Here is a 26,935-nt window from a genome sequence, read left to right on the forward strand (position 1 = left end):
GTTTCCGCCCTAGGCAAACTCGACTATGAAAACGACGTTTCCTACCCACCCGCTGCGCCGTGCTTCCGACCTCGACCCGTTGCTGGAGGCTATTGGCGAGGCTCGCGTTGTGTTGCTGGGCGAGGCTTCGCATGGTACTTCGGAGTTCTATACTTGGCGCACGGCCCTCACCAAGCTCCTGATTCAGGAGAAAGGCTTTCAGTTTATGGCAGTGGAAGGCGACTGGCCCGACTGTTTCGAGGTGAATGCTGCCATTAAGCATAATACACCTACTCACGCGCCGGCAAGCTCCGTGCTGAGCACGTTCAACCGGTGGCCTACCTGGATGTGGGGAAACTGGGAAATTGTGGCTTTAGTAGAGTGGCTCCGAGAGCACAACCAAGCGCTGGCCGATGACAAGCAGATAGGCTTCTACGGGCTCGATGTGTATAGCCTCTGGGAGTCGTTGCAGGAGATTCTGCACTACGTGGAAAAGCAGGGCGATGGAGCCGTGCAAGCTGCGCATAAAGCGTTTCGATGCTTTGAGCCTTACAGCGAAGATCCGCAGGAATATGCTCAGGCGGTGGCTTTCGTGTCGGAAGACTGTGAGGATGAAGTGACCGAAATGCTGCGTGCCCTGCGTCGCCAAGTGAGAGACCTGCCGCCGGGTGGCCTACGAGCGCAGGAGCAGAAGTTCAATGCCGAGCAGAACGCGCTGGTAGCTGTGAATGCCGAGCGCTACTACCGGGCCATGATCCGGGGCGGAGCGGCCTCCTGGAACGTGCGCGACCAGCATATGATGGAAACGCTCACGCGCCTGCTCGACCTCCACGGCCCCAACAGCAAGGCCATCATCTGGGAGCACAACACGCACATCGGCGACGCCCGCTACACCGACATGCGCGACGACCAGATGGTGAACGTAGGCCAGCTGGCCCGGGAAGCCTACGGCCGCGACAACGTATTTGCCGTGGGCTTTGGCACCTACCAGGGCACCGTGGTAGCTGGAAAGAAGTGGGGTGCCACTCCTGAGGTAATGACTGTACCCGAAGCCCGCCGGAGCTCCTGGGAACACATGTTGCACCAGCAGCTCAAAGGCGACAACGCCCTGCTGTTTTCCGAAGAGCTGCGCGGCCATCCGCTGCTAGCGCATTCCGTAGGCCACCGCGCCATTGGGGTAGTGTACCGGCCAGAATTTGAGCAGTTCGGCAACTACGTGCCCACCCAGATACCGGAGCGCTACGATGCCTTTATGTTCTTCGACCAGACCCGTGCCCTGCACGCCCTGCCTACCGAAGCCGACACGCACACCCCACCAGACCTGTATCCGTGGAATTACTAAACCTGGCCTTTGGCTACTTCTAAGGCCTCGACGGCAGGTCCTATCTATGATACACTGACCGGGTAGCTTTCCGCTTTATAGGCTTCAAAGCTACCTGGTCAGTGTATTTTTACTGTCCCGAGTGCAACGTTTTACATTGTTTAGGATTCTTCCTGATACTCTTTCTTATACCATCTACTCGTTTCCATTTTCTACCTATCCTGTTTATGCTTGTTCGCTCTATTGGTATTGGCGCCGTTTTGTTCTCATTTCCATTGCTCAGCTTTGCGCAAACTAGTGAGCCCGAAACACCCCGATATTATGTTGGCGTATCGGCCTTCACCAACTTCTCTCAGCGCCTGAGCCGGTCGATTGATCCTAGCACAGTGCCTCCCTTGCAGCTTACGCTCGGCTATCAGCTCAATCCACGCTGGGCGGTGCAGCTAGGGGCATCCTATAGCACCAGCCCAGGCTCGTATAGTGTCATCCCCAGGGATGCAAATGGAAATGTTATCGCCGGGTTTTATTCCAACAAGTACCGGAATACGTCCCTAGCATTAACGGCCTTAGGGCGCTACACGCTGACGCGCGATCTGAACAAGCGTTTCCAGGTGGATGCAATAGGCGGTTTTTCGCTAGACTACGAAACCTATAAAGGCAGGGGCTATAACTATGACCCTATTCAAGAGGCGTCTATCTCATTCAACCGCAATTCCAAAATCTATCACAAAGCGTTGAGCATAGGCCCCAGCTTCCGCTATCGGCTTTTCTCCGGCCTAGAGGCGATAGGCGAAGGCACTGTTAATATGGATTTGCGTTCTCCACGAGTTGTCACGCCCTCCGGCGCCATAGGGCTACGCTACCGGTTTGGTAGCCGCTAACAGCAACACCCAGGCCTCTTAACAAAGCCATGCGGAGAGCTAGTAATTTCAGAGAAAGAGCGCAGCAGCACGCCTCTTTCTCTGAAATTACTCTTTGTAAGTTAGACAAATATGTATTTTCTATACTACTAGCTGAAAGCCGCATTACCGCACCACGCCAAACCGCTCACCCTGCAAATCCAGCACGACCGTACGCTGGCTGAAGGGCTCGTTGCCTAGCATGCCGCCCATACCGGAGAAGCGCATCAGCAGGTTCTCCATCATTCTGGTGCCCTCCACATACGTTACTGTGCCGAGAGGAACGGTCAGGTTGTTGAGTTGCAGGGCGGCCGCGGTGGCGGTAGTGTAGGTGGTTATCGTATTGCCCATGGCATTGCCCGTTCCAGTCTGGATGGGAGCTTGGGGGCGGGCCATTTGCTGCCACGTCTCCTGGCTGGTGAGGAGTGCGAAGGCACTGGTACCGGAGTCGAACAGCAGCTTTTCAGATTTGCCTTGTACCTGAGCAGTCAGGATGAGACGGCGGCTGGCGTAGTCGAGGGGCACGAACTCGGTTCGGCGGGCCAGGCTGTCGGGTAGCTGGGTGCTGAGGCTGAAGCGTTGGTGGGCGTAGTCGAGAACCAGTACCCGACCATCCACTATATCGGCCCCCAGGGTACCGATGATAAAATGCTCGGTGCTATCAGCGGGCAGCTCACTGGCGCCATGCTGATAGGCCTTCAGCCGGCGCGCTTTAACCTGGGCCTGGCCTAGCGTAAACGTAAAGTCACGAACAGTATCCGCTTGGGGCAGCAAGCGCTGGGCCGTAGCCGGGTACTGCTTGCGCAGCGCCGCCAAGGAGTTGGCGTAGAGCAAAGAAGTAGGCGCGCCGGTATCGAACTGGAGGTAGCAGGTGCGGGGACAGCCGGGCAGCGTTACGGGCACGAGCAGCGCAGCATGCGGCCCTAATTTATCGGCTTCCCACGCAAAGTTGAAAGTAGCAGGTAGGCCCGTTATCACCAGCTGATTGGCGGCTGGCTCAAACTTCTTGCGCATATAGAAGTAGCCTCCTAGGCCACTAACCAGAAGCAGGGCAAGTACGGCAAGCAGGATGTTGCGGAAGAGTTTCATGACGCGGTAATGGGGGTTGGAGTATGAGCCAAAACTACCCGCTAGGCCACCCTACCGCTTGCGCCATTTACCCGTCATTTTGCCGCCACTTCAAATAAATATCAGACAATCAATCGATTAAAAAAATAAGAATGCTGAGCGGGTTTCAGTCCGGGCCGCTGTTAAAGCACTCTCCCTGGCACGGCTACAGGCTAAAGCCCAGGCTACATTTTTAGAGCCGGAAGCGGTAGAAATCGAATTGGCCTTTTCGCAACTGCCATCCCGAGTAGCAGACCACCACCAGGTTTATCAGGTAGGAACTGACGAATACCCCTACAAACAAATTGGGTAGTACCAGCTGATACAGCCGCGCCCAAAGATGCGCTACCGCCGCCAACCCGTAGCTCAGGACGCAAAGCACCAACCACAGTACCTGGAACCCCAGCACTCGGCGCCCGACCTCTGCCGCGTGCTCTACTTCGTAGCAGTGCTTCCGCCACAGCACCCACGGCACCACCAGATTCAGTAGCGGAAATAGCAGGAAGCCCAGCGCACTTAGGTTGAGCAGTTGCAGAAACTGTGGGTCTGGACGCAGGACTTGTGGCACGCCTGCAAAAACTGATGACTCTGGCAGTGCAGCTGGCTCCGGCTGCGGGTCAGGCTCAGTCTTTACTGCTTCCGGCTCCGTCCGGAATGCTTCCAGCGGTACTTCCAGCGCGGCGGCCAGCGCCTGCAGCGTGTAGCCCCGCGGCACGGTGTCGCCCTGCTCCACCCGCTGAATGGTGCGCAAACTCACCCCCGATTGCTCGGCCAGCACCTCCTGCGAAACGCCTTTACTCTTGCGGATAGTGGAGATACGAGCAGGGGAGAACATAGCGTAGCGAGAGATAGAAGGAAAGCCAGCTCCAAGATAAGCGCCAACCGAACATCAGCTCACTATTTCACTACTTCACCACTTCACTTATCCCCACACTTTGGTGCCCTCGGTGCAGTTGCGGCACATCTCAATCTGGTCGCGGCCTTTGAGCAGGGAAGCCCGGAACTGCTGGTACTTGGTGCCGTGCCAGAGCTGGCGAAAGGTCTGGGTTTTCAGGTCGCCGAGGCGGTATTCAGCATCTTTATCAAAGCAGCAGGGCACCACTAGGCCATCCCACGTAATCACGCAGGAATGCCACATCTTCCAGCAGTGGTTTACCAGCTTGTTCTTGATGCTCCAGGTACCGTTTCCCTGGTTTTCGTAGCGCGAGTAGTAGTCGATGGTCGGGATGAGGGGCGAGCCGTTCTGGTAGTCGTAGATCTGGGCCGTCTTGAACCACACGTCATCTACGCCCAGCTCCTTGGCCAGCTGCTTGGCCTCCTCAATCTGATGCTCGTTGGGGCGTACCACCAGAAACTGAAACACCACCCGCGGCGTCTGCGACTTCAGCTCCCGCCGCCACTTAATCAGGTTTTTGGTGCCTTCCAGCACCTTATCAATTTTGCCCCCCACCCGGTACTGCTGATACACCTCCTGGGTAGTGCCATCCAGAGAGATAATGAGGCGGTCTAGGCCACTCTCCACGGTGCGCTTGGCGTTGGCATCGTTGAGGTAGTGGGCGTTGGTGCTGGTGGCGGTATAGATGCCCTTATCGGCGGCATACTTCACCAGATCCAGGAAGTTGGGGTGTAGGTACGGCTCTCCTTGGAAGTAAAAAATCAGGTACCAGAGCCGCGAAGCCACCTCATCAATGGTCTTCTTGAACAGCTCGTCGGGCAACATGCCCGTGGGGCGCGTGAAGGAGCGTAGGCCACTGGGGCACTCGGGGCAGCGCAGGTTGCAGCTCGTGGTAGGCTCAAACGACAGCGCCACCGGCAGGCCCCAGTGCCGGGCTTTGCCCGTAAGCTTGCTGAGCAGGTAGCCGCCCGTAACCTGCGTGGCATTCCAGAGGCGCTGGGGCGAGGTCTTGGAAACGAAGTTGAGCGCGTCGGAGAGGAGGGAAGCCATGCGGGGATAAAGGTACGGTGCTCCTAACAAGCAACGCCGGAAATCCTCCCAAGCACGAGCTCTAAAATAACAAGCTACAGCCCAAACTATACTATTTTTTTTAGCAATATAACCTAATATTATTAGCCTTCGTATACCTCTCTATATCCAACCTTGCTACAGATCATGAAAATTTCAGTTGAGAAAGGACAGGAAAAAGGGTTTCTGCCCGACGGTCGTCATACCGTTGAGATTACCGATATTCAGGAGGGCCAAAGTGAGCACCAGAACGTGCCGTTCTTTGCCGCTCGCATGGAAAATGAGGATGGCTTCGTGACCCAGCGATTCTATACCTCCCCGGCTGCCATGCCCATTCTGCTGTCGCTCTACTCCGCCGTGGGCATCCACCCTGAGGCCGGTAAAGACCTCGATACCAAGCAGCTACTGGGCAAACGCGTGTCGGTGGAGATTGGGGAGCACAGCTACGCCGACCCCGCTACTGGCAATGAGCGCTCTATCAAACAAGCCACTGGTTTCCGGACGGCATAGGCCTACGGATAACCGCATAAGAAAAGCGCCACTCATGCACATGAGCGGCGCTTTTCTTATGCAAAAAACGGGTTCTAGGCCAGTCTATTTGCCGCCAGCCGGCAGCGTGCTGCTGTAGGTATTGGCTTTGCCGAAGGATTCCTTTATTTCATCTACGGCGGCGCGGCTGCTGAGACGCTTGGGCTTGGTGTTCAGGAAAGTACCGTCTTCTGCCAGCAGGAAGTAAGCGGGCACATCCTGCACGCCATAGGCCTTGGCTACCGCCGCGCGTAGGCCACCGGCGGCCCGCACGTGCATGCCGGGCAGGCGCTTGCTCACTACCAGTTGTTTCCAGGCGCCTTCGTTTTCATCGAGGGCAATGTTGAGGAACACAATGTTCTTGCCATCAAACTTCTTGGCCAGGTCGGCGGCGTAGGGCAGATCGCGCAGGGCCAGGCCGCTGGTGGTGCGCCAGAAGTTGATGTAGACCAGCTTGCCGGCCAGCTGCTGCAGCGTCACGGTGTCACCTTTCGAGGAAACCAGTCGGAAATCAGGCGCCGGCGAGCCAATGGCGAAGGCCTTGTGCGACTCGAAATCGTGCTGAAGCACGGGGTAGTACTTGTTCTGCGGATCGGCGCTCTTGAAATCAGCCAGCATAGCCGCCGACTGCTTCACGTGCCCAAACCGGAACGACTCCTGTAGCACGCGGCCCATAATTACGGGCCGTACGGGGCCGGAAAGCTTATTCTTGGCCTGGTCGTAGCACACCTGGTAAAAATCCGGATCGGTGCGGCGCTTGCCGTTGCTTTCGGCCAGGTAGTGGATATAGTTGAGTAAAAACTCCTGATACATGCCGCTCCCCATGGCAGAAGAACTGTTGATCAAGGCTTTATCGTTGAGGAAGTCGTAGTACGTCGGCGACATCTTCAGGCGGCTCTCGGTGGCCACCACTTGCTCGCGCAAATCCTGGTACGTGAGCCGGTCGTTGGCGTAGCTGTAGTCGATTTCGGCCTTGGCGAAGTCCTTGAACGCCTGACTTAGCTGGTTGTCTTGAGCGTAATTATCCAGAAACTTCTGCTCCTCCTTGCGGCGGTAGTCCAGAAACGACAGGAAACCGGGCTCATAGAGCATAATGTTATCAGGCAGCACCTGAAAGCCATCGTTTTCCACAAACCGCTCATCTACCTCCGAGAGATAAGAATTTGTTTCGGCGCCCCGCCCCTTAAAGCGCACGGAGCTGGCCATATCAGAACCCTTGAAGCGAATATCCAGCTGGTTGCCCGGCTCCAGAAACAGGTCGGCCACATCGTCGCCGTAGACCAGGTCGGCCCGTACGGGGCCTTCCACCTTCACGGCCATGCGAAACTCGCCTTTGTCGTCGAGGCGGGCATAGGTAATCTGTTCTTTCGGATCGAGCGGGTTTTCGCGGATGGACACAGCCACGGTATCGGCGGTGCGCCCACTTACCTTGCCAGTCAGGACCACCGTGCCCTGGGCTTTACCCGCCAGCGGGGCAGCCAAAAGGCCCGCCCAAAGCAGAACGGCAGCAAAGCGGAGTGTATAGGCCATCGGAGGAGGAAACTACATACGTGAATACTTGGCGTCGTCCATTTTCGCTGGTCTGATTGGGCTATCAGATTCAGTCGATTCGCGGTAAAAGCCAATTTTGGTATCGAAGATACGGCATTAAGTAGGAGAAAGTCCAATCCGCTAAGGCCCTTTTTTCGTAACCCCGCCTCTAGGCCAAAGTTTTGAACGTAGGCCGCTTGCTCAATTTTGCTCCCTGACTAAACGAAAAAAGCAGCCAGTTAGCGCCCCCAAACGTGTGTTTCGGGCTTCGCCACCAACTGCTTTTTCGCTTCTATTTTCACTGACTTCCAGCAGAATGCATCAGCCCGCCAGCGGCCCGCAGGTGCTTATCCAAACAAGCCGTTCAGCACTTCATCAAGCCTGGCAGAGGGGTGCACCCGAATACCGTAGCGGGCTATATCGAGGCCCCGCGCGTTGAACTGGGAGATGTACATTTCCGCAAAACCGAGCTTTTCAGCCTCCGAAAGGCGCTGATCCAACCGGCTCACGGCCCGAATTTCGCCGCTCAAGCCTACCTCGGCCGCCAGGCAAACTTCCCCGGCAATGGGCACATCGTTGAGGCTGCTGACCACGGCGGCGCATACAGCCAGGTCCAGGGCCGGGTCATCAAGGCGTAGGCCACCGGCAATGTTTAGGAACACATCGTGCTGGCCCAGGCGTAGGCCACTGCGCTTTTCCAGCACGGCCAGCAGCATTTGCAGGCGCTTGGCATCGAAGCCCGTAGAGCTGCGCTGGGGCGTGCCGTAGGTGGCCGGCGTCACGAGGGCTTGCACTTCTACCAGCAGTGGGCGGTTGCCCTCTAGCGTGGCCCCGATGGCCATGCCACTCAGGCTTTCGGTGCGCTGGCTGAGCAGAATCTCGGAAGGGTTGCTGACCTGCCGTAGGCCACTGCCCTGCATCTCGTAAATACCTAGCTCTGAGGTGGAACCGAAGCGGTTTTTGATAGTGCGCAGAATCCGGTAGCTCAGGTGCCGGTCGCCCTCAAACTGCAGCACGGTATCTACCATGTGCTCCAGAATCTTGGGACCGGCAATAGAGCCATCTTTGGTAATGTGACCGATGAGCAGCACCGGCACTCCGGTTTCCTTGGCATATTTCAGCAGCTCGGTGGTGCACTCCCGCACCTGGCTCACGGAACCCGCGCCGGCTTCTACCAGGGAAGAATGCAGCGTCTGGATGGAGTCAATGACCACCACATTGGGCTGCAGCTGATCAATCTGACGGAAGATATTCTGAGTGCTGGTTTCGGTGAGGATGTAGAGGCCGGGGTGCTGCTTGCCCAGCCGCTCGGCGCGCATCTTGATCTGCTGCTCACTCTCTTCCCCCGACACGTACAGAATGCGCTGCTTGCCCATGTGCATGGCAATCTGGAGCATGAGCGTACTCTTGCCAATGCCCGGCTCGCCCCCGATAAGCACCAGAGAGCCAGGCACTAGGCCACCTCCCAGCACACGGTTCAGCTCCCCGTCGTGGGTGTCGAGGCGGGATTCTTCTTCATAGAGAATTTCGCCCAGAGCCTTGGGCTTGGCGGCTTTGCTGGTCGTGCTGCCTACGGTGGTGGAGGCTTTCCAGGCACCGGCCGCCGCGTTGTTATCGTTCTTCTCGATTACCTCTTCTACGTAGGTGTTCCACTCACCACAGGAGGGGCAGCGGCCAATCCATTTGGCGGATTGTGCGCCGCAGTTCTGGCAGAAAAATAGGGTCTTGATTTTGGCCATATAGTGAGCTCCTGAATGAGCGGGGTAAACTAATGAAATGCGCAAAAAGGCTAAAAAGTTTGGTAAGAAACGGGTTTTTAGCCGGGTATCCTGAGGCGCGCTGCTTGTAGCTCACGGCCCAACCTTATTCTCAATAAAGCTGAGCAGGAAAGAGTAAATTCGGTACTCAGCCGACTACTTTGCTACCGTTGCACCGCTTCTGGCCTTTCCGGCGCCCTCTTCCTATGCCTGCATCTGCCCTCACCTCCGATACCCTTACCCGCATTGCGACCTTCGCCGATTTGCCGCCCGACGTGCTGGAGTGGCTTCTGGCGCATGGGGAAGTACGCCACTTCGCCCCCAACGAGCCCGTAGTACAGCCCGGCGACGAAGCCGAGTTTATGATGGCCTCGTTGGAAGGTGGCCTACAGTTCTTCGCGGTGCGCAATGGCAATCGGGAGCCGATTTTTCGGGTGGAAACTGGCCAGGTGAGCGGCGTGTTGCCCTATTCCCGGCTCCGCGTTATTCAAGGGCTAGGGCTGGCCAACGGCGAAACCACGCTGTTTCTGCTGCATAGGAAGCACTTTCCGGCCTTGGAGCAGGTGAGCCCTGAGCTGGTACAGCGCCTCGTAGGCCTGATGAACGACCGCGCCCGGCAGGAGACAAGAGGCCAGGAGCGCGACGACAAGCTACGTGCCCTGGGTAAGCTCTCGGCGGGCCTGGCGCACGAGCTCAACAACCCGGCCGCCGCCATCATGCGGGCCACTGAAGCCCTCGACAACCGCCTGCGGGCCAAGCCTGCCCTGCTGCTGGAGCTGGTCCAGCACTGCCCCGACCCCGCCGCCCTGGCCAAGCTGGCGGCCGTGGCCTCCGCAACGCCGGAGCTACCGCCCGCCATGTCCTCCCTCGACCGTGCCGATCAGGAAGATGAGCTGGCAGACTGGCTGGAAACCCAAGGCGTGCCCGACGGGTACACCCTGGCCTCTGGCCTGATGAGTGCGGGACTTACGCTGCCGCAGCTGCAGCCCTTGATTGAGGCGTTGCCTGAGCTCAGCCGCCCCTCGGCGCTGGCCTGGCTGGAGGGCCAGCTGACCACGCTGTGCCTGGTGCGCGACGTAAAGGAGGCCGGCGGCCGCATCAGCACGCTGGTTGGTAACGTGAAGACGTACAGCCACATGGACCGCGCCGGCGACTTCAGCCCCCTGAATGTGCAGGAGGGCCTGGAGAGCACCGTGAACATCCTGAGCTACTGCATGCGCGAGGAAAAAGTCACGCTTACCCGCGACTATGCCCCCAACCTGCCACTCGTGAAAGGTCAGGTCAGCAGCCTCAACCAGGTCTGGACCAACCTGCTTGATAATGCCATTGATGCGCTGCCGCCGGGCGGCGAAATCACGCTGCGCACCCGCCTGGACGGCGACTTTGTGCGCGTGTTTATAATTGACAACGGGCCCGGCATTCCGCCCGATGTGCTGCCCCACATTCTCGAACCCTTCTATACCACCAAAGCCGCTGGCGAGGGCACTGGCCTAGGCCTCGATATTGCGCTGCGTATTATTGAGCAGCACGACGGCCGCCTGGAAGTACGCTCGGAGCCCGGCCACACCGAGTTTTGCGTGTGGCTGCCAAAGGTGAAATCGTGAAGTGGTGAAATGGTGAGTTTGACATTCTGGCCTGACAGCTTGCGCAAGTGGCGCGGTCTAGGCCACTCGAACATCCATCTCACCATCTCGCTATTTCACCATCTCACTATTTCACAAATTCACTACTTCACAACTTCACTACTTCACAACTTCACCATAGATGGCTGCCACCAAAAAACCGATTCTACTTGCTGTTGATGATGACGCTCAGGTGCTGAATGCCATTGAGCGCGACCTGCGCCAGGAGTTCCGCCGCGACTACCGGGTGCTACGGGCTGCTTCCGGCGAAGAGGCCCTGGCTACTATTCAGGAACTGCAGCAGCGCGAGGAGCCCCTGGCCCTGGTACTGGCCGACCAGCGCATGCCGGGCCTGCAGGGCGTGGAGCTGCTGGAGCAAACCCGCCAGCTTTTTCCCGATGCCAAACGCGTGCTGCTGACGGCCTACGCCGATACGGAAGCCGCCATCCGGGCCATCAACCACGCCCGCCTCGACTACTACCTCATTAAGCCCTGGGACCCGCCGCAGGAGCTGCTCTACCCCACGCTGCACGATTTGCTGTCGGCGTGGCAAGCGGCGTATCGTCCTCGTTTTCAGGGGCTGCGCCTGATTGGGTTTCAATGGTCGCCGCTTTCGCATGAGCTCAAGGACTTTCTGGCGGGCTATATGGTGGCCTACCAGTGGCTTGATTTCGAGACCAACCCTGAAGCCCAGGCGCTGCTGACCCGCTCCGGCTTTACACCTGCTGACTTGCCGGTAGTAGTGTTCGAGGACCAGAGTGCCCTCTCTAATCCTGAGCGTGCCGTAGTGGCGGAGCGGCTAGGCCTCTCGCAGAAAGCGTTGCAGGAGCTCTATGATGTGGTAGTAATTGGGGCCGGACCGGCGGGGCTGGCCGCCGCCGTGTATGGCGCCTCGGAAGGATTACGAACCTTGGTGATTGAGCGGCAGGCACCCGGCGGACAAGCCGGCACCAGCTCCCGCATCGAAAACTACCTGGGCTTCCCGACCGGCCTGAGTGGCAGCGAACTGACGCACCGGGCCTGGTCGCAGGCAGTACGGCTTGGGGCTGAGCTGCTGGCGCCGCAGGAAGTGACAGGCCTACGCGTACAGGACGGCTACAAAATTCTTTCCCTCAGCAATGGCCTGGAGGTGAAGACCCGCGCCGTCGTCCTGACAATGGGGGTGAGCTACCGCACGCTGGAAGTGCCTGGCATTCATGAGCTAACCGGCGCGGGCGTGTACTACGGCGCCGCGCGCACCGAGGCCCGTTCCTGCGATGAGCAGGACGTGTACATTGTGGGTGGCGGCAATTCGGCGGGGCAAGCGGCTATGTACCTGGCCACCTATGCGCGCCGCGTGTTCATCCTGATTCGGGGCAAGTCGTTGGCGGCGTCTATGTCGGCGTACCTGATTGAACAAATCAGCCAGACGCCGAATATTGAGCTGCTGCCCTTCACGCAGGTAGCCGCGGTTCGGGGCCAAGATCATCTGGAGGAAGTGGTGCTGAACATCAACGGGCAGGAGGAAGTACGGCCGGCGCGGGCGCTGTTCATCTTCATCGGAGCCAAGCCCAGCACCGAGTGGATCTGTGACACGGTGGTCTGCGACGGCAAAGGCTACCTGCTCACAGGCCGCGACCTGGTAACGGACCCGAGCTACGCCGACTCCTGGAAACACCCCCGCGAACCATACCTGCTGGAAACCTGCGTGCCCGGCGTTTTTGCGGCCGGCGACAGCCGCTCCGGCGCTATGGCCCGCGTAGCATCCGCCGTTGGCGAAGGCAGCATGGCCATCAAGTTTGTGCACCAGTACTTGGATGAGTAGGTGGATGGTGGCCTAGGGAGCGTCACTTAGCCAGAATCAGAAAAAGACCGTCATGCTGAGCTTGTCGAAGCATCTCTACCGCTGTCTAACTCATTTGGTTACTCACGGTAGAGATGCTTCGACAAGCTCAGCATGACGACCAAGAGTTTTTAAACACACGAAAGCCCATCATCCTATGCAGAGCTCAGGATGATGGGCTTTTATATTGGTGGATTGGAAAGTGGCCTAGGGCCACTTTCCAATCTCTTACTTTGCGTTGTACATCCGCTCGTAGTACTCCGTGGCCATGCGGTGCGACTCGAACTCGGGCTCTACTTCGCGCATGCCGGTTTTGGCGACTTCCAGGAACTTCTCGGGCTGCGTGTAGTACAGCGGCACAAGCTCGTTTTCGAGCACATCCAGCAAGTTGGTAGCTTCGATATCGTCCTTCACGTGGTCGGGCTGGTTGATATCAGTGTGCTCAATGAGGAAGCCGTTTTCGCCGTGGCGCACGAACTCCGGAATCCAGCCATCAGCAATGCTCAGGCTCAGGGAGGCGTTCATAGCGGCCGTCATACCGCTGGTGCCCGAGGCCTCGCGAGGGTAGCGCGGGGTGTTCAGCCACACATCGGAGCCCTTCTTCAGGGCCGCCGACAGGCCTAACTCGTAGCCCGTGAGCACGGCGCAGTTCTTCAGGTTCTTGGTTTTAGCGATAATATCGTTGAACAGACCGATAGCGCCGTAGTCCTTGGGGTACGGCTTGCCGGCCCAAATTACCTGCACCGGGCGGTCAGCATTGTTCACGATATCCAGGAAGCGCTCGAAGTGGCGCAGAATCAGGTCGGCGCGCTTGTAGCCGGCAAAGCGGCGGGCCCACACCACAGTCAGCACCTCGGGGTCGAGGAGGGTGCCGGTCTGGTCGGCCACAATGTCGAACAGGGCTTTCTTCAGCTCCTTTTTACGGGCCAGCAGCGCCTTATCGTCGTTGGTTTTCAGGGCCGCCTGCAGCTGCTTATCGCGCCAGTAGGTGCCGTTCTGCGAGTTGGTGATGGCGATAATGGGGCAAATGCCCGCGTTGCCGCCCCACATTTCATTGGCTACCTCGCCGTGCACTTTCGATACGCCGTTGGAGATGCGCGAGAAGCGCAGGGCTGTGAGCGTATAGTTCAGGCTGTCGTTTTCTACCAGGCCAAGGCGCTCTACTTCTTCCAGCGGCACATTGCCGAAGAACGACATTTTGTGCAGCAGCTTCACGGGGTGCTCCTCGTTGCCGGCCAGTTCGGGCGTGTGGGTCGTAAACACCAGGCGCTTCTTTACCTCGTCGAGGTTGCGGCCGTGCTTATCGTAGAGGTAAAATGCCAGCGGCAGGCCGTGGCCTTCGTTGAGGTGATATACATCGGTCTGGCGGCCAAGCACATCGAGCAGCTTGCCACCGCCCACGCCCAGCAGAATGCTCTGGGCTACGCGGGCCGCCGTATCGGCGTCATAGAGGTGGTGCGAGATGGTGCGGGAGAGGTAATCGTTCTCCGGAATATCGGTGGTGAGGAAGAACATGGGCACCGTCCCGAACGTCTCGGGGGCCAGGTACAGGGCCTTCACCAGCACCTGCGCATTGTGGATGGTGATGGGGAACACTAGGCCGGTATCCTGCAGGAAGCTGTACTGCTTGATGCGGAAATCGGCGCGCATGCTCATGTCCTCGTTGCGGCCTTGGTCGTAGTAGCCAAACGACCACAGAATGCCGATGCCCACTACGTTTTGCTTCAACTCGTAGGCTGAGCGCATGTGGGAGCCAGCCAGGAAGCCCAGGCCACCCGAGTAGGTTTTAAGCGCCTGATCCAGCGCAAATTCCATCGAAAAATAGGCTGCCGGCGTGCTAAACTCGGGGGCAGTAGGGTACATCTGAAAGTCAAATGCCATGAGAGCAGAATAGGTCTGAGTGAGGAAACGGGCAGAAGTTCTACCCTTGGAATTCGCGTACGAATTCAAGCCCAAAAAAAGCGGAAAACTGTGGACTCTAAGGACCTAACTCAACCAAAGCGCCCGAAATGCTAACCGGCCACCAATAAAAGACAAAAAACCATCATTAACCCCTCCGACAAAATGGCCTAGGCCACCCTTCCCCAAAGAGTTAGCGAGTAGCCACCCTACCTGAGCAGAACAGTGGCCTAGGCCATGAGTAGGCGTAGTCTGCTGCCAACCACGGGGCACTAATTGGCTGTGCGTCTATCATTTGGTAACAAATCAGTAACATTAGCCAGCCATACTGCGGGCTTTCCACCCGGTAGCTTTGTAGTACAGAAATCCATCCTTTCTCACTTTTCCACAACCAACCTTCCTTTCATGCACCATTCTTTTCGCTGGCTCACGGCTTCGGTTCTGAGTCTCATGATGCTGGCCTGCGCCAAGCAGGACCTCTCGCCGGCCGCTCCGGCCGCTACCGTTACCACGGCTGACGTCAGCACCTCTGGCTTCCCCGAGGGCTTCGAGACGGGCACCAAAACGGCCTACACTACCGGCTCCGTTACGCTGGGCTCCGGCTTCTGGACGCTGAACGACGCCCTGCTTGGCAACACCACCGCCGACCCCAAAACCGGCGCGCAGTCGGCCCGCGTCCGCAACGTCGGCTCGCTCACGATGAACTTCAACGCCACTACCGGCGCCGGTGTGGTAACGGTGCAGCACGCCGTGTATGGCACCGATGGCAGCTCGCAGTGGGAGCTGTGGGTAAGCCAGAACAGCGGCAGCAGCTATGCCAAAGTAGGCAGCACCATTACCACCAGCAGCTCTACCCTGAGCACGGCGTCGTTCACGGTGAACCTGAGCGGCAACATTCGCCTGCAGATCCGCAAAACCTCGGGCGGCACTAACCGCATCAACATCGACAACGTGACGATGGAGCAGTATGGTGGCGGCACGACCCCGCCGCCTACCACCGGCGCCAAGAAATTCCTGTTTGATGGCTCGCATGGTGAGCTGGCCGGCAACGCCGACTGGGTGCTGGATGTAGACAACGGTGTATCTGTGCGTTATCCTTCGCCGGCCCAGAGCGGCATCACGAGCAGCACCCCGGAAACTTACTGGACGGGCGCCGTTTCGGCGTGGGGTGTGGCCCTGGTCAAGCTAGGCCACACCGTGGAGCAGCTGCCAACTGGCACCGCTATTACATATGGCAACAGCTCTAACGCGCAGGACCTGAGCAACTACAGCGTGTTTGTGGTAGATGAGCCCAACACGGTATTCACGGCGGCCGAGAAAACGGCTATTCTGCAGTTTGTGCAGAACGGTGGTGGCCTGTTCATGATTTCTGACCACGACATTTCGGACCGCAACAATGACGGCTGGGACTCGCCCGCCATCTGGAACGACCTGATGCAGAACAACTCCGTGAAAGCCAACCCCTTCGGCTTCTCCGTGAACCTTGATAACGTGGTGGAGAACAGCTCTAACGTGCGTACGGGCACTAACCCCATTCTCAATGGCTCTCAGGGCGCTGTGTCGCAGCTCTCGTACCACAACGGCGCCACCATGACGCTCAACCCCACGGCCAACGCCACGGTGCAAGGCCTGATCTGGCGTACCTCAGCGGCCCAGGGCAACAGCTTGGCCATGGCGGCCAGCAGCACCTTCGGCACCGGCCGCGTGGTCATCATCGGCGACTCCTCGCCAGCCGACGATGGCACCGGCTCGCCAGGCAACACCGTGTATAATGGCTGGAGCGAAAATGTTAGTCACGCCCGCCTCCACCTGAACGCCTCCTTGTGGCTAGCCAAGCTGCAGTAGGCGCCTAGGCCTGTTGGTAGGCCACTTATTTAGCTAGAAAGCCCCGTCGTCTGGTTCAACCAGGCGGCGGGGCTTTTTAGTACCCCACCCCCGGCCCACACTGGCTTGAGGCGCCACATCCTCCGGGAGAGGTCGGGGTGGGGTAAGCCCTATTGGCATCGAAGCTGAGGAGAGTGGCCTAGAATCAGCTAATACAGCATTAATTCAGCGCATTTCGGCATTAGTCAGGCGGTGGCTTCGTGCCGTACCTTGCCATACCGTCACTGAATTCCCACCTTCCGATGATTTCTACCCGATTTCTTCCTTTCCTGGCTGGCGCACTGCTGGCTTCGGCCGCTCCAGCTGTAGCCGCTACCGCCCCTACCGTTACAGAGCTGGCCGCGCCGGCCGCCAAAGCCGCCTCCGCCACCCGCATCGACCCCACGTTCTGGTGGGTGGGCATGAAAAACCCTAAGCTGCAGCTGCTGGTGCACAGCCCCGGCATTGCTGACAGCAAGCTGAATATGGCCGCCTACCCCGGCGTAACGCTGGAAGGCACCCAGAAACTGGAAAGCCCCAACTATCTTATTGTCAATCTGGTCATTTCGCCCGATGCCAAGCCGGGCAAGCTGAATCTCAACTTCACGGGCGGTAAAACCAAGCTGAAGTACGACTACGAGCTGCGCGCCCGCAATACCTCCGACAAGAGCCGCGTGCAGGGCATTAACAGCTCCGACTTCATCTACTTCCTGATGCCGGACCGCTTCGCCAACGGCGACGCGAAGAACGACGTCATCAAAACTGCCCGCGCCCGCACCGTAGCCCGCGACTCGATGTACTCCCGCCACGGCGGCGACTACAAGGGCATGGAGCAGCACTTTGACTACCTCAAGAGCATGGGCGTAACGGCCATCTGGCCTACGCCGGTGGTGGAGAACGACATGCCCAAGGCTAGCTACCACGGCTACGCCGTAACGGACTATTACAACTCTGACCCGCGCTACGGCACCACTCAGGAGTACGCGCAGTTTGTGCAGAACGCGCATAAGAATGGTCTCAAAGTGATTCATGATGTGGTGCTCAACCACATGGGCAGCTACAATTACCTGTTCCTGGATCAGCCGGCCAAAGACTGGCTCAACCAGTGGCCTACGTTTACGCGCAGCAACTACAACTCCTCGGCCCTCAACGACCCTTACGGCTCCAAGCGCGACCGGGACCTGTACAACAAAGGCTGGTTTGACACCACCATGCCCGATGTGAACCAGAGCAATCCATTGGTAGCTACCTACCTCATTCAGAACTTCATCTGGTGGGTAGAGTACACTGGCCTAGACGGCTACCGCATCGACACCTATCCTTATTCTGACCCTAAATTCCTGATGGACTGGGGCAAGGCCTTGCTGGATGAGTACCCCCAGCTAGGTATGTTCGGAGAGGCCTGGGTGGGCAGCACGGCCCAGCAGGCGTTCTTCGCCCGCAACATTCTGCCGCCCGTGGATGGGTTCAAGTCCAACCTACCCGGCGTTCTCGACTTCCAGTCGCTGAGCGGCATTCAGGACGCGCTGAAGGAGAAGGGCAGCTTCAACCGGCTCTATGAGGGACTGCAAGGCGACTGGCTCTACGAAGACGCCACCCGCAACGTGGTGTTCATGGACAACCACGACATGAGCCGCGTGTACTCGGTGATTGGCGAGAGCCTGCCACGCCTGAAAATGGGCTTCGCCTGGCTGCTCACCACCCGCGGCATTCCGCAGCTTTACTACGGAACCGAGATTCTGATGAAGAACTTCTCGAACCCCGATGGCCTCGTGCGCGCCGACTTCCCCGGCGGCTTCTCCGGCGACAAGCAGAACAAGTTCACGGCCGCCGGCCGCACGCCCCAGGAGCAGGAGGCTTTTGCCTACGTGAGCAAGCTGGGCACTTACCGCAAGGCTCACCCCGTGCTGCAAACCGGTAAGCTGATGCAGTTTATCCCGCAGGATAACATCTATACCTACTTCCGCTACAACGACCAGGGCGAAACCGTCATGATTATGATGAACGCCAACCCCGAGGAAAAGACCGTAGACGGCGCCCGCTTTGCCGAGCGTACCTCTGGCTTCTCGTCGGGTACTGAAGTGGTTTCGGGCGCTTCCGTTTCCGATTTGAAGTCGTTTAAGGTGCCTGGTTACTCGGCGCTGGTGGTGGAGCTGAAGAAGTAGTCTGGCGAGGGACTGCGGGAACCTCCGCAGTCCCTCGTAACTTATGCGTGGAGCACTGGTTGCTTTTTTTCAGCATAAGCCCACTAAGCCTGATTCTTATGACCGACCTAACCGACCAAGTAGCCATCGTGACGGGTGCCAGCCGAGGCATCGGAAAAGCCATTTCCTTGCTCTTGGCTCTGCAAGGCGCCAAAGTGGTATCCGTGGCTCGCACTTCCGATGAGTTGGAAGATCTGACCCTTAAAACTCAGGGCCTAGCCATTCCCGCCGACGTATCGGATGCCGCCGACGCCCAGAATGTGGTGGACGAAACGCTCAGCCGCTTTGGTCGCCTCGATATTCTGGTGTGCAACGCCGGTGTGGGCTCCTTCAACCTGCTTGAAAACTTTGAAGCCGCGGAGTGGGACAGGATTTTCGATGTGAATGTGAAGGGTACCTTCCTGATGTGCAAAGCGGCCGTACCTTATCTGAAAGCGCAGGGCCACGGCCATATTGTGGGCATTGCCTCCGATGTGAGCAAGCGCACCTTTGAGCACGGCACCGTATATGGCGCCAGCAAATACGCCCAGGATGCCATGCTGGGCTCGTTGCGCAAGGAGCTGCGGCCTTACGGCGTGAAAGTCAGCACCATCTATCCGGGTATGGTCGATACGTACTTCAACGAGTCGCACCCCGGCTCGCCCGAGCTGGAAAAAACCCACCTCAAGCCCTCCGACATTGCCCAGGCTGTACGCTATGTATTGGAAGCTCCCGCGCATGTGGTAGTGGATGAACTCATGATTCATCCGATTACCCAGGAGTGGTGAGGTGGTGAAATTGTGAGCGGGTGAGTTTGATGTTTTGGCAGCGCCAGTTGCGCCACTTGCACCTCTAGGCCAGTCGAATGCCAAACTCACCCGCTCACTCTTTCACCATCTCACTATTTCCCTATCCTTATCTTGCTCCTCTATGAAAAACCTGGTACTGCCGGTTGCCGTCCTTTCTCTAGGACTCGCTTCTTTCTCTTTCTTTCAGCAACCCCCAGCTCCCGTGGCAGAAACCATTTCCAGCTCGGACCCCAACACTACCGACGAAGTACCCCAGGATCATAAGCTGGTGATTTACCAGTTGATGACGCGCCTGTTTGGCAACAAAACAGCCGCAAACAAGCACTACGGCACCCTCCAGGAAAACGGGTCCGGCAAGTTCAACGACATCAATACCACCGCGCTGCAGGCCATCAAGAAGATGGGCGTAAGCCACGTGTGGTTTACCGGCGTAATTGAGCACGCCACCATGACGGACTACACCAAGAGCGGCATTGCCCTCGATGATGCCGACGTGGTGAAGGGCCGGGCCGGCTCGCCCTATGCCGTGAAGGACTACTATGATGTAGACCCCGACCTGGCCGTGAACGTGAAGAACCGCATGCAGGAGTTTGAGGCTCTCGTCAAGCGGACCCATGACAACGGCATGAAGGTGCTTATCGACTTCATTCCCAACCACGTAGCCCGCACCTACAAGTCGGATGCGCACCCGGCGGGCGTGATAGACCTAGGCCAGAAGGACGACAAAACCAAGGCCTTCGCGCCCAACAACAACTTCTATTACCTGCCCGGCAAGTCGTTTGTGGTGCCTATGGGCTACAACCCGCTAGGCCCCCTCACGGCGCCGAAAGAAGACAAGAAGTTTCAGGAGGTGCCCGCCAAGGCCACCGGCAACGATGTGTTTTCGGAAGCCCCCAAGGTGGACGACTGGTTTGAGACCATCAAGCTTAACTACGGCGTCGATTACCAGAACGGCCGCGCCCAGCACTTCACGCCCGTGCCCAATACGTGGCTGAAAATGCGCGACATCCTCATCTTCTGGACCAAGAAGGACGTGGATGGCTTCCGCTGCGACATGGCCGAGATGGTGCCCGTGGAGTTCTGGGCCTGGGTGATTCCGGAGCTCAAGAAGATCAAGCCCAGCCTGATTTTCCTGGGAGAGGCCTACGACGCCAAGACGTACAAAATGTACATCGAGAAGGGCCATTTCGACTACCTCTACGACAAGGTTGGCCTCTATGATGGCCTACGCCGCCTGATGCGCAATGAGGGCAGCACCGAAGACATTACGAAGGTGTGGAGCGAGGAAAGCCGCGGCTTCTCGAGCCACATGCTGCGCTTCCTGGAAAACCATGATGAGCAGCGCATTGCTTCCAAAGACTTTGCCGGCAACCCCCGCGCCGCCATTCCGGCCATGACGGTTTCGGCCACCTTGGCTACCGGCCCGGTGATGCTCTACTTTGGGCAGCACGTGGGCGAGCCGGCGCATGGCTCGGAGGGTTTCTCCAGCGAAGACGGCCGCACAACCATCTTCGATTATTGGGGCGTGCCCGAGCACCAGAAGTGGATGAACGGCGGCAAGTTTGATGGCGGCAAGCTCAGTGCCGAGCAGAAACAACTCCACGACTTCTATACGCGCCTGCTCACGCTCACGAGCCAGAGCGACGCCATCCGGCGCGGCAAGTTCTACGAGATGCAGGACGCCAACAACCTCGATCAGCAGTACAACCAGCGCCAGGTGTACTCTTACCTGCGCTACACCGATAAGCAGCAGCTGCTCATCGTGGCCAACTTCAGCCCCGACAAAACTTACAAGCCCACGCTCCGCATTCCGCCAAACGTGCTACAGCTAATGGGCCTTAACCCCAACCAGTTCTACACCTTCACGGACATCCTCAACCAGGCTCCCACCGTGCAGACGCTGAACGTGACGCTGGCCCCGCAAAGCGCCTACATCTTCGAAATCAAGCCAAAGCAGTAAGATAGTGATGGGGTGATGATGTTACGAGGTAAATGGTTAAACGCTTTCACCTTTTACCTTATCACCTCGTCCCTTCATTACCCCGTCACCTCATCCCTTCCTCTCTTATCACTTCATCACTTCCCACCACATGGCAACCAGTGTAGCGGCGGCTTCCACCAGCACCCGCGAAAAACCCCGCCTTAGCTTCTGGCAAATCTGGAACATGAGCTTCGGCTTTTTGGGCATCCAGTTCGGTTTTGAGCTGCAGAACTCCAACGTCAGCCGCATCTTCGAAACGCTGGGCGCCAACAAGGACGATATTCCGATTCTCTGGATTGCTGCCCCGCTCACTGGCCTACTGGTGCAACCCATCATCGGGTATTTCTCTGACCGCACCTGGCACCCCTATTGGGGACGGCGGCGGCCCTACTTCTTCATTGGAGCTATCCTGGCTACGCTGGCCCTGTTCATTATGCCTAATTCCTCGGCGCTGTGGATGGCGGGCGGCATGCTCTGGATTCTGGATGCCAGCATCAACGTGAGCATGGAGCCCTTCCGGGCCTTTGTGGGCGACAAGCTGCCCAGCGAGCAGCGTACTAGCGGCTTCGCCATGCAGAGCTTCTTTATCGGGGTCGGCTCGGTGATTGCGGCGGCGCTGCCGTGGGTGTTTACCAATTGGTTCAACCTCAGCAATACGGCCCCCGCCGGCGAGATTCCGCCTTCCGTGAAATGGGCTTTCTATGCCGGGGGCGTGGCCTTCATTCTGGCCGTGATGTACACGGTGTTTACCTCCACTGAAACTCCGCCCGAAAACATGGAGGAGTTCCGGAAGGAAAACGCCCAGGTGGGCATTTGGGACGGCCTGAAGGAATCGTTTGCGGGCATCTTCCAGATGCCGGTGGCTATGCGCCAACTGGCCCTGGTGCAGTTCTTTACCTGGTTTGCGCTGTTCTCGATGTGGATCTACTCCACTAACGCCATCACGAGCAATATCTACAACATGAAGGTAGATCAGGGCTTGTACACCAAGATGGTGACGTTCATCAACCAGGCTGCCACGCAAGCTCAGACCGATAAAGACAAGAAAGAGCTGACCTCCTTGCAGAACGATATCAAGGAGATCAATCAGTTTCAGGCTGAAAATCCCACCAAGATTCTCACGACCAACCTCACGGGCTACTACCTCACCCACGCCCGGCCTACGGGCCAAGACCAAGCCGATCTGAAGCGCGTGCAGCAGCAATACAACGATGGCGCCGACTGGCTCAGCCTGGCTTCCTCCGTCCGCAATGGGGTGGCGGCCATCTTTGCCTTTATCATTCCGCTGATTGCGGCGCGCACTAGCCGCCGCCAAACGCACATGATCTGCCTGCTGATTGGTGGACTAGGCCTATTGTCATTGAAGCTTATCAGCAACCCCGACTTTATTATGGTCTCGATGGCAATGGTAGGTATTGCCTGGGCCAGCATTCTGTCGATGCCTTATGCCATCCTGGCGGGGTCGTTGCCGGCCAACCGGATGGGCTATTACATGGGGGTGTTCAACTTCTTTATTGTGATTCCGCAGATTGTGGCGGCTACGCTGCTGGGCTATTTCACGATGCATCTTTTCCAGGGCAATACCCTGAATACCATTGCACTGGGTGGCGGCTCCATGATTTTGGCGGGTCTGCTCACCTTGTGGGTGAAAGACAATGATGATGTGAAACCCGGAGCGGAAATAGTAGACTCACCTGGGTACGATACTCCAACTGCTATTGTACCAAACGTGTAAGTTCTCACGAGTGGCCTAGGGCAACAAAAAAGCCGCTTCCTTATCTGGAAGCGGCTTTTTTGTTGCCCTAGGCCACTCCGTATTTATACGAAGGACCAGGGTATAAAATCCGCATTTACCCCGCAACGAACCCCACTATTCTGGCCGTATGCTTTTTATATAACCAGCAGCAAATCCGATCTTTACACCTCCTGCGCTGCGTCTTATTCCGGCCGATAGTGTATGGTATTTCTGATTCTCTTCTTCGGGGTATTCTTTGGGGTATTTCTGTTGGTGCTGTTGTTGCTGGTGCTGCCCCGCCCCGCCATCCGCGACACCGGCGCTCGGCCCCGTGTCAGCATCCTGATTGCCGCCCGCAACGAAGAAGCCACCATTGAACGCTGCCTGCAGGCGCTGGAGCAACTGAACTACCCGGCCGAATTGCTAGAAATTCTCATCGGTGATGATGCCTCCACCGATAACACCCTGGCTGTGGTGCAGGCATTTATCCAGGACAAGCCTCAGTTTCGGTTGCTGCCTATCCGGCACCGCCTGGGCACATCCAAGGGCAAAAGCAACGTGCTGGCGCATCTGTGCCGCGCCGCCACCTCCGACTATTTCCTGTTCACGGATGCCGATATGGCCCTGGCTCCCGATTGGGTGCAAACTATGCTGGGCGCGGCGCCTGAGGGCGTGGGTATCGTCACGGGCATCACAACTGCCGAAGGCAATCTATTTGGCCGCTTGCAGGGGCTTGATTGGCTGTTTGGCCTGAGCCTGATTCGGGTGCTCACGGACCTGGGCCTGCCCATCACGGCCGTCGGCAACAACATGCTTGTGACGCGCGCGGCCTACGAGTCGATTGGGGGCTACGAGGCGCTGGCGTTCAGCATTACGGAAGATCTGCAGCTGTTTGAGCAGGTAGTAGGCCAGGGGTGGGGCTTCCGCAACATCATCACGCCCCAAGCCCTGGGCGTATCGGTGCCGCAACCCACGGTGCAGCACCTACTGCGGCAGCGCAAGCGCTGGATGAAAGGCGCCGGGCGGCTGCCGTGGCAGCTAGGCCTGCTGTTCAGCTCCTATGGATTCTTTTACACAGTGCTGGGCTGGCCTAGCTTACTGCCGCTGCCAGCAATAGCGGCCCTATACACCGGCAAGGTGCTATGCCAGACGCTGTTCCTGCTGATTACCCTGCGCCAGGCCGGCTGGCGGGAAAATCTGGGGGTGTTGCTGCTCTACGACGTGTATCTGCTGCTGATGTCGGTAGCGGCCCTGGCCTACACAGCTTGGCCCTCCTTCATCCACTGGAAAGAGCGCCGCTACCGTTGGGCGGAAGTCTAGGCCACTTCGCTTTCATAACCTGTAAGGAACCCGCCACTGTGAGTTGCTGGTACCAACCGCACACAGAAAAGGCCGCCTCTGCTCAGAGGCGGCCTTTTCTGTGTGCGGCTGTTAACTCAGTTTTTATTTCCGGCAGCCTACTTGGTTAGGTGATTTATGCCAAGTCGAAACGACCCAGGTTCATCACCTTAGCCCATACGGCCACGAAGTCCGTGATGAACTTCTCCTGCGCATCGGTACAGCCATATACTTCAGCCAAGGCCCGCAGCTCGGAGTTTGAGCCAAAAATCAGGTCTACACGCGTACCAGTCCACTTCACGGCGCCGGTTTTGCGGTCGAGGCCCTGGAAGGTAGTTTGCGCATCGGAGGTGGCTTTCCAGGTGGTGCCCATGTCGAGCAGGTTCACAAAGAAGTCGTTAGTCAGAGCACCCGGCCGGATGGTAAACACGCCGTGCGCCGAATGATCGAAGTTGATGTTGATGGTCCGTAGGCCACCAAACAGAACCGTCAGCTCGGGCGCGGTCAGCGTCAGAAGTTGGGCCTTGTCAATCAGCAGCTCCTCAGCCGCTGCCCGATGATGCGGCTTCAGGTAGTTGCGGAAACCATCGGCGGCCGGCTCCAGGGCCGCAAACGACATCATATCAGTTTGTGCCTGCGAAGCGTCGGTGCGGCCGGCCGTGAACGGAACCGTTACCTGGTGGCCAGCCTTCTGGGACGCTTGCTCCACGCCCACGCAGCCCGCCAGCACGATCAGGTCGGCCATCGACACCTGCTTGCCGCCCTCCTGAGCCTGGTTAAACTCCTGCTGAATGCCGCCCAGTGTATGCAGCACGGTTGATAGCTCAGCTGAGTTGTTTACTTGCCAATGCTTCTGCGGGGCCAGGCGCAGGCGCCCCCCGTTGGTGCCCCCGCGCTTATCGGAATCGCGGTACGTAGAGGCAGAGGCCCAGGCAGTGGAAACCAGCTGCCCCGCCGACAGCCCAGAAGCCTGAATCTTTTCTTTCAGCGCCGCCACATCCTGGTCGTCTATCAGCGGGTGGGTAACGGCCGGAATCGGGTCTTGCCAGAGCAGCTCTTCGGTGGGCACTTCGGGGCCCAAGTAGCGCTCTTTGGGGCCCATGTCGCGGTGGGTCAGCTTAAACCAGGCCCGGGCGAAGGCATCGGCAAACTCATCTGGGTTTTCGTGAAAGCGGCGCGAAATAACCTCGTACGTGGGGTCTACGCGCAAGGCCAGGTCGGTGGTGAGCATGAAGGGCGCATGCTTCTTGGCCGGGTCGTGGGCATCAGGAATGGTGCCGGCCCCGCCGCCGTTCGCGGGCCGCCATTGGTATGCTCCAGCCGGGCTCTTCGTCAGCTCCCACTCGTAGCCGAACAGGTTATCAAAGTAGTCGTTGCTCCACTGGGCAGGCGTGCTGGTCCAGGCGCCTTCCAGGCCACTGGTAATGGTGTCGCCGCCGTGGCCTTGGCCATAGCTATTGCGCCAGCCCAGGCCCATTTCTTCCAGGGTAGCCCCAGCGGGCTCTGAGCCCACGTATTTGCTGGGGTCGGCGGCGCCGTGGGTTTTGCCAAAGGTGTGGCCGCCGGCAATAAGGGCCACGGTTTCTTCGTCGTTCATGGCCATGCGGCCAAAGGTCTCGCGGATGTCGTGGGCCGATGCCGCCGGATCGGGCTTGCTGTTCGGCCCTTCGGGGTTCACGTAGATGAGGCCCATCTGCACGGCGGCCAGCGGGTTATCCAGCTTGCGGTCGTCGGTGTAGCGCTTGTCGCCGAGCCACTCGGTTTCGGGTCCCCAGTAAATGTCCTGCTCGGGTTCCCATACGTCCTCGCGGCCGCCGGCAAAGCCAAACGTCTTGAAGTTCATGGATTCCAGGGCGCAGTTGCCCGCCAGCACCATCAGGTCGGCCCAGGAGATTTTCTGGCCGTACTTCTGCTTGATAGGCCACAGCAACAGGCGAGCCTTGTCGAGATTAGTATTATCGGGCCAGCTGTTGAGGGGCGCAAAACGCTGGGCGCCCGAGCCGCTGCCGCCGCGCCCGTCGCCAATGCGGTACGTGCCCGCGCTGTGCCAGGCCAGCCGGATAAAGAGCGGACCGTAGTGCCCATAGTCGGCCGGCCACCAGTCTTGCGAGTCTGTCATTAAGGCAAACAGATCCTGCTTAACGGCGGCCAGATCCAGCTTCTTGAATTCCTCGGCGTAGTTGAAATCCTTTCCCATGGGGTTAGAGAAAGCAGCATGCTGACGCAGGATGTTCAATTTGAGCTGATTGGGCCACCAGTCGCGGTTCTGGCGCCCGCCGCCCGCGCTTTGCTTCAGTGCCCCGCTGCTAAACGGGCATTGCGCTGCTGGCTCATTGAGGTCATAGAGGATGGAATCTTCTGGGGTACTTTGGGCTTCGTGCATCTTGAAACGTGGGTTTAATCTGCTCTTACAATTCATGCCGCCGCAAAAGGTTTAGGCATAGCTATATAGGCAAATAAAAATAAGGCTCGGCGGAGCAATAAAGGCCACCCAATGGCCTGGTTGGGGCAAATACGCCAATGATGTCAGGCACAAAAGCGTACAAGGCCATTCCTGTCTAAGTGGCCTTAGCAGAAGCCTGCATATGGTAACTCAGGA

Annotated in this window: 18 protein-coding genes; 11 read left to right on the plus strand and 7 right to left on the minus strand. The window is 58.2% G+C overall.

Annotated elements, in window-relative coordinates:
* Nucleotides 1-25 precede the first annotated feature (25 nt).
* Both CFT68_RS17815 and CFT68_RS17820 read left to right on the plus strand, forming a co-directional pair.
* Nucleotides 26-1,321: an erythromycin esterase family protein gene (locus CFT68_RS17815; protein ID WP_088844900.1), complete on the plus strand. Its 1,296-nt coding sequence runs from the start codon at nucleotides 26-28 to the stop codon at nucleotides 1,319-1,321.
* Between the two features lie 206 nt (nucleotides 1,322-1,527).
* Nucleotides 1,528-2,181: an outer membrane beta-barrel protein gene (locus CFT68_RS17820; protein WP_088844902.1), complete on the plus strand. Its 654-nt coding sequence runs from the start codon at nucleotides 1,528-1,530 to the stop codon at nucleotides 2,179-2,181.
* A 144-nt stretch (nucleotides 2,182-2,325) separates the two neighbouring features.
* Here the strand turns inward: CFT68_RS17820 and CFT68_RS17825 are convergent, their stop codons facing one another.
* From CFT68_RS17825 to CFT68_RS17835, 3 genes are all read right to left on the minus strand, one after another.
* Nucleotides 2,326-3,288: a hypothetical protein gene (locus tag CFT68_RS17825; protein ID WP_088844904.1), complete on the minus strand. Its 963-nt coding sequence runs from the start codon at nucleotides 3,286-3,288 to the stop codon at nucleotides 2,326-2,328.
* Between the two features lie 211 nt (nucleotides 3,289-3,499).
* Nucleotides 3,500-4,141, minus strand: a complete 642-nt coding sequence (locus tag CFT68_RS17830; RefSeq protein ID WP_088844906.1) for a helix-turn-helix domain-containing protein — start codon at nucleotides 4,139-4,141, stop codon at nucleotides 3,500-3,502.
* Between the two features lie 87 nt (nucleotides 4,142-4,228).
* Nucleotides 4,229-5,251, minus strand: coding sequence for an SPASM domain-containing protein (locus CFT68_RS17835; RefSeq protein ID WP_088844908.1), 1,023 nt, complete (start codon nucleotides 5,249-5,251; stop codon nucleotides 4,229-4,231).
* Between the two features lie 165 nt (nucleotides 5,252-5,416).
* Here CFT68_RS17835 and CFT68_RS17840 point away from each other — a divergent pair, with 165 nt between their 5' ends.
* Nucleotides 5,417-5,779 carry a hypothetical protein gene (locus CFT68_RS17840; protein ID WP_088844909.1) on the plus strand — a complete coding sequence of 121 codons (363 nt, stop codon included), beginning with the start codon at nucleotides 5,417-5,419 and terminating at the stop codon, nucleotides 5,777-5,779.
* A gap of 84 nt (nucleotides 5,780-5,863) precedes the next feature.
* Here the strand turns inward: CFT68_RS17840 and CFT68_RS17845 are convergent, their stop codons facing one another.
* Together CFT68_RS17845 and radA are read right to left on the minus strand one after the other, a co-directional pair.
* Entirely contained in the window at nucleotides 5,864-7,327 is a 1,464-nt protein-coding gene (locus CFT68_RS17845; RefSeq protein WP_088844912.1) for a TlpA family protein disulfide reductase, read from the minus strand.
* A 347-nt stretch (nucleotides 7,328-7,674) separates the two neighbouring features.
* Entirely contained in the window at nucleotides 7,675-9,066 is a 1,392-nt protein-coding gene (gene radA / locus CFT68_RS17850; RefSeq protein WP_088844914.1) for a DNA repair protein RadA, read from the minus strand.
* Between the two features lie 224 nt (nucleotides 9,067-9,290).
* On the opposite strand from radA, the gene CFT68_RS17855 reads away from it, so the two are divergent.
* Complete coding sequence (locus tag CFT68_RS17855; protein ID WP_088844915.1) at nucleotides 9,291-10,688, plus strand: sensor histidine kinase; 1,398 nt, start codon at nucleotides 9,291-9,293, stop codon at nucleotides 10,686-10,688.
* 160 nt (nucleotides 10,689-10,848) lie between these two features.
* Nucleotides 10,849-12,510 carry an FAD-dependent oxidoreductase gene (locus CFT68_RS17860; protein WP_088844917.1) on the plus strand — a complete coding sequence of 554 codons (1,662 nt, stop codon included), beginning with the start codon at nucleotides 10,849-10,851 and terminating at the stop codon, nucleotides 12,508-12,510.
* Nucleotides 12,511-12,756: 246 nt separating this feature from the next.
* On the opposite strand, the gene glgP is transcribed toward CFT68_RS17860, so the two are convergent.
* On the minus strand, nucleotides 12,757-14,409 hold the full coding sequence (glgP, locus tag CFT68_RS17865; protein ID WP_088844919.1) for an alpha-glucan family phosphorylase: 1,653 nt from the start codon (nucleotides 14,407-14,409) through the stop codon (nucleotides 12,757-12,759).
* Between the two features lie 423 nt (nucleotides 14,410-14,832).
* Here glgP and CFT68_RS17870 point away from each other — a divergent pair, with 423 nt between their 5' ends.
* The 6 genes from CFT68_RS17870 (at nucleotide 14,833) to CFT68_RS17895 (ending at nucleotide 24,318) form a co-directional block, all read left to right on the plus strand.
* Entirely contained in the window at nucleotides 14,833-16,272 is a 1,440-nt protein-coding gene (locus CFT68_RS17870) for a hydrolase (RefSeq protein WP_088844920.1), read from the plus strand.
* Between the two features lie 281 nt (nucleotides 16,273-16,553).
* A complete protein-coding gene (locus CFT68_RS17875) occupies nucleotides 16,554-18,455 on the plus strand; it encodes a glycoside hydrolase family 13 protein (protein WP_088844922.1) in 1,902 nt (633 codons plus the stop codon).
* Between the two features lie 98 nt (nucleotides 18,456-18,553).
* A complete protein-coding gene (locus CFT68_RS17880) occupies nucleotides 18,554-19,261 on the plus strand; it encodes an SDR family oxidoreductase (RefSeq protein WP_088844923.1) in 708 nt (235 codons plus the stop codon).
* A gap of 142 nt (nucleotides 19,262-19,403) precedes the next feature.
* Nucleotides 19,404-21,242, plus strand: coding sequence for an alpha-amylase family glycosyl hydrolase (locus CFT68_RS17885; protein ID WP_088844926.1), 1,839 nt, complete (start codon nucleotides 19,404-19,406; stop codon nucleotides 21,240-21,242).
* A gap of 130 nt (nucleotides 21,243-21,372) precedes the next feature.
* A complete protein-coding gene (locus CFT68_RS17890) occupies nucleotides 21,373-22,998 on the plus strand; it encodes an MFS transporter (RefSeq protein WP_212590432.1) in 1,626 nt (541 codons plus the stop codon).
* Between the two features lie 222 nt (nucleotides 22,999-23,220).
* On the plus strand, nucleotides 23,221-24,318 hold the full coding sequence (locus tag CFT68_RS17895; protein ID WP_088844928.1) for a glycosyltransferase: 1,098 nt from the start codon (nucleotides 23,221-23,223) through the stop codon (nucleotides 24,316-24,318).
* Nucleotides 24,319-24,472: 154 nt separating this feature from the next.
* Here the strand turns inward: CFT68_RS17895 and katG are convergent, their stop codons facing one another.
* Entirely contained in the window at nucleotides 24,473-26,719 is a 2,247-nt protein-coding gene (katG, locus tag CFT68_RS17900; protein ID WP_088844929.1) for a catalase/peroxidase HPI, read from the minus strand.
* Nucleotides 26,720-26,935 lie beyond the last annotated feature (216 nt).

The sequence above is a fragment of the Hymenobacter gelipurpurascens genome (assembly GCF_900187375.1).
Classification (GTDB): Bacteria; Bacteroidota; Bacteroidia; order Cytophagales; family Hymenobacteraceae; genus Hymenobacter; species Hymenobacter gelipurpurascens.

Excerpts from the sequence above, each read along its gene's own strand:
- CFT68_RS17815 (WP_088844900.1), top strand. The coding sequence starts at position 26 with ATGAAAACGACGTTTCCTACCCACCCGCTGCGCCGTGCTTCCGACCTC.
- CFT68_RS17820 (WP_088844902.1), top strand. The coding sequence starts at position 1,528 with ATGCTTGTTCGCTCTATTGGTATTGGCGCCGTTTTGTTCTCATTTCCA.
- CFT68_RS17825 (WP_088844904.1), bottom strand. The coding sequence starts at position 3,288 with ATGAAACTCTTCCGCAACATCCTGCTTGCCGTACTTGCCCTGCTTCTG.
- CFT68_RS17830 (WP_088844906.1), bottom strand. The coding sequence starts at position 4,141 with ATGTTCTCCCCTGCTCGTATCTCCACTATCCGCAAGAGTAAAGGCGTT.
- CFT68_RS17835 (WP_088844908.1), bottom strand. The coding sequence starts at position 5,251 with ATGGCTTCCCTCCTCTCCGACGCGCTCAACTTCGTTTCCAAGACCTCG.
- CFT68_RS17840 (WP_088844909.1), top strand. The coding sequence starts at position 5,417 with ATGAAAATTTCAGTTGAGAAAGGACAGGAAAAAGGGTTTCTGCCCGAC.
- CFT68_RS17845 (WP_088844912.1), bottom strand. The coding sequence starts at position 7,327 with ATGGCCTATACACTCCGCTTTGCTGCCGTTCTGCTTTGGGCGGGCCTT.
- radA (WP_088844914.1), bottom strand. The coding sequence starts at position 9,066 with ATGGCCAAAATCAAGACCCTATTTTTCTGCCAGAACTGCGGCGCACAA.
- CFT68_RS17855 (WP_088844915.1), top strand. The coding sequence starts at position 9,291 with ATGCCTGCATCTGCCCTCACCTCCGATACCCTTACCCGCATTGCGACC.
- CFT68_RS17860 (WP_088844917.1), top strand. The coding sequence starts at position 10,849 with ATGGCTGCCACCAAAAAACCGATTCTACTTGCTGTTGATGATGACGCT.
- glgP (WP_088844919.1), bottom strand. The coding sequence starts at position 14,409 with ATGGCATTTGACTTTCAGATGTACCCTACTGCCCCCGAGTTTAGCACG.
- CFT68_RS17870 (WP_088844920.1), top strand. The coding sequence starts at position 14,833 with ATGCACCATTCTTTTCGCTGGCTCACGGCTTCGGTTCTGAGTCTCATG.
- CFT68_RS17875 (WP_088844922.1), top strand. The coding sequence starts at position 16,554 with ATGATTTCTACCCGATTTCTTCCTTTCCTGGCTGGCGCACTGCTGGCT.
- CFT68_RS17880 (WP_088844923.1), top strand. The coding sequence starts at position 18,554 with ATGACCGACCTAACCGACCAAGTAGCCATCGTGACGGGTGCCAGCCGA.
- CFT68_RS17885 (WP_088844926.1), top strand. The coding sequence starts at position 19,404 with ATGAAAAACCTGGTACTGCCGGTTGCCGTCCTTTCTCTAGGACTCGCT.
- CFT68_RS17890 (WP_212590432.1), top strand. The coding sequence starts at position 21,373 with ATGGCAACCAGTGTAGCGGCGGCTTCCACCAGCACCCGCGAAAAACCC.
- CFT68_RS17895 (WP_088844928.1), top strand. The coding sequence starts at position 23,221 with ATGGTATTTCTGATTCTCTTCTTCGGGGTATTCTTTGGGGTATTTCTG.
- katG (WP_088844929.1), bottom strand. The coding sequence starts at position 26,719 with ATGCACGAAGCCCAAAGTACCCCAGAAGATTCCATCCTCTATGACCTC.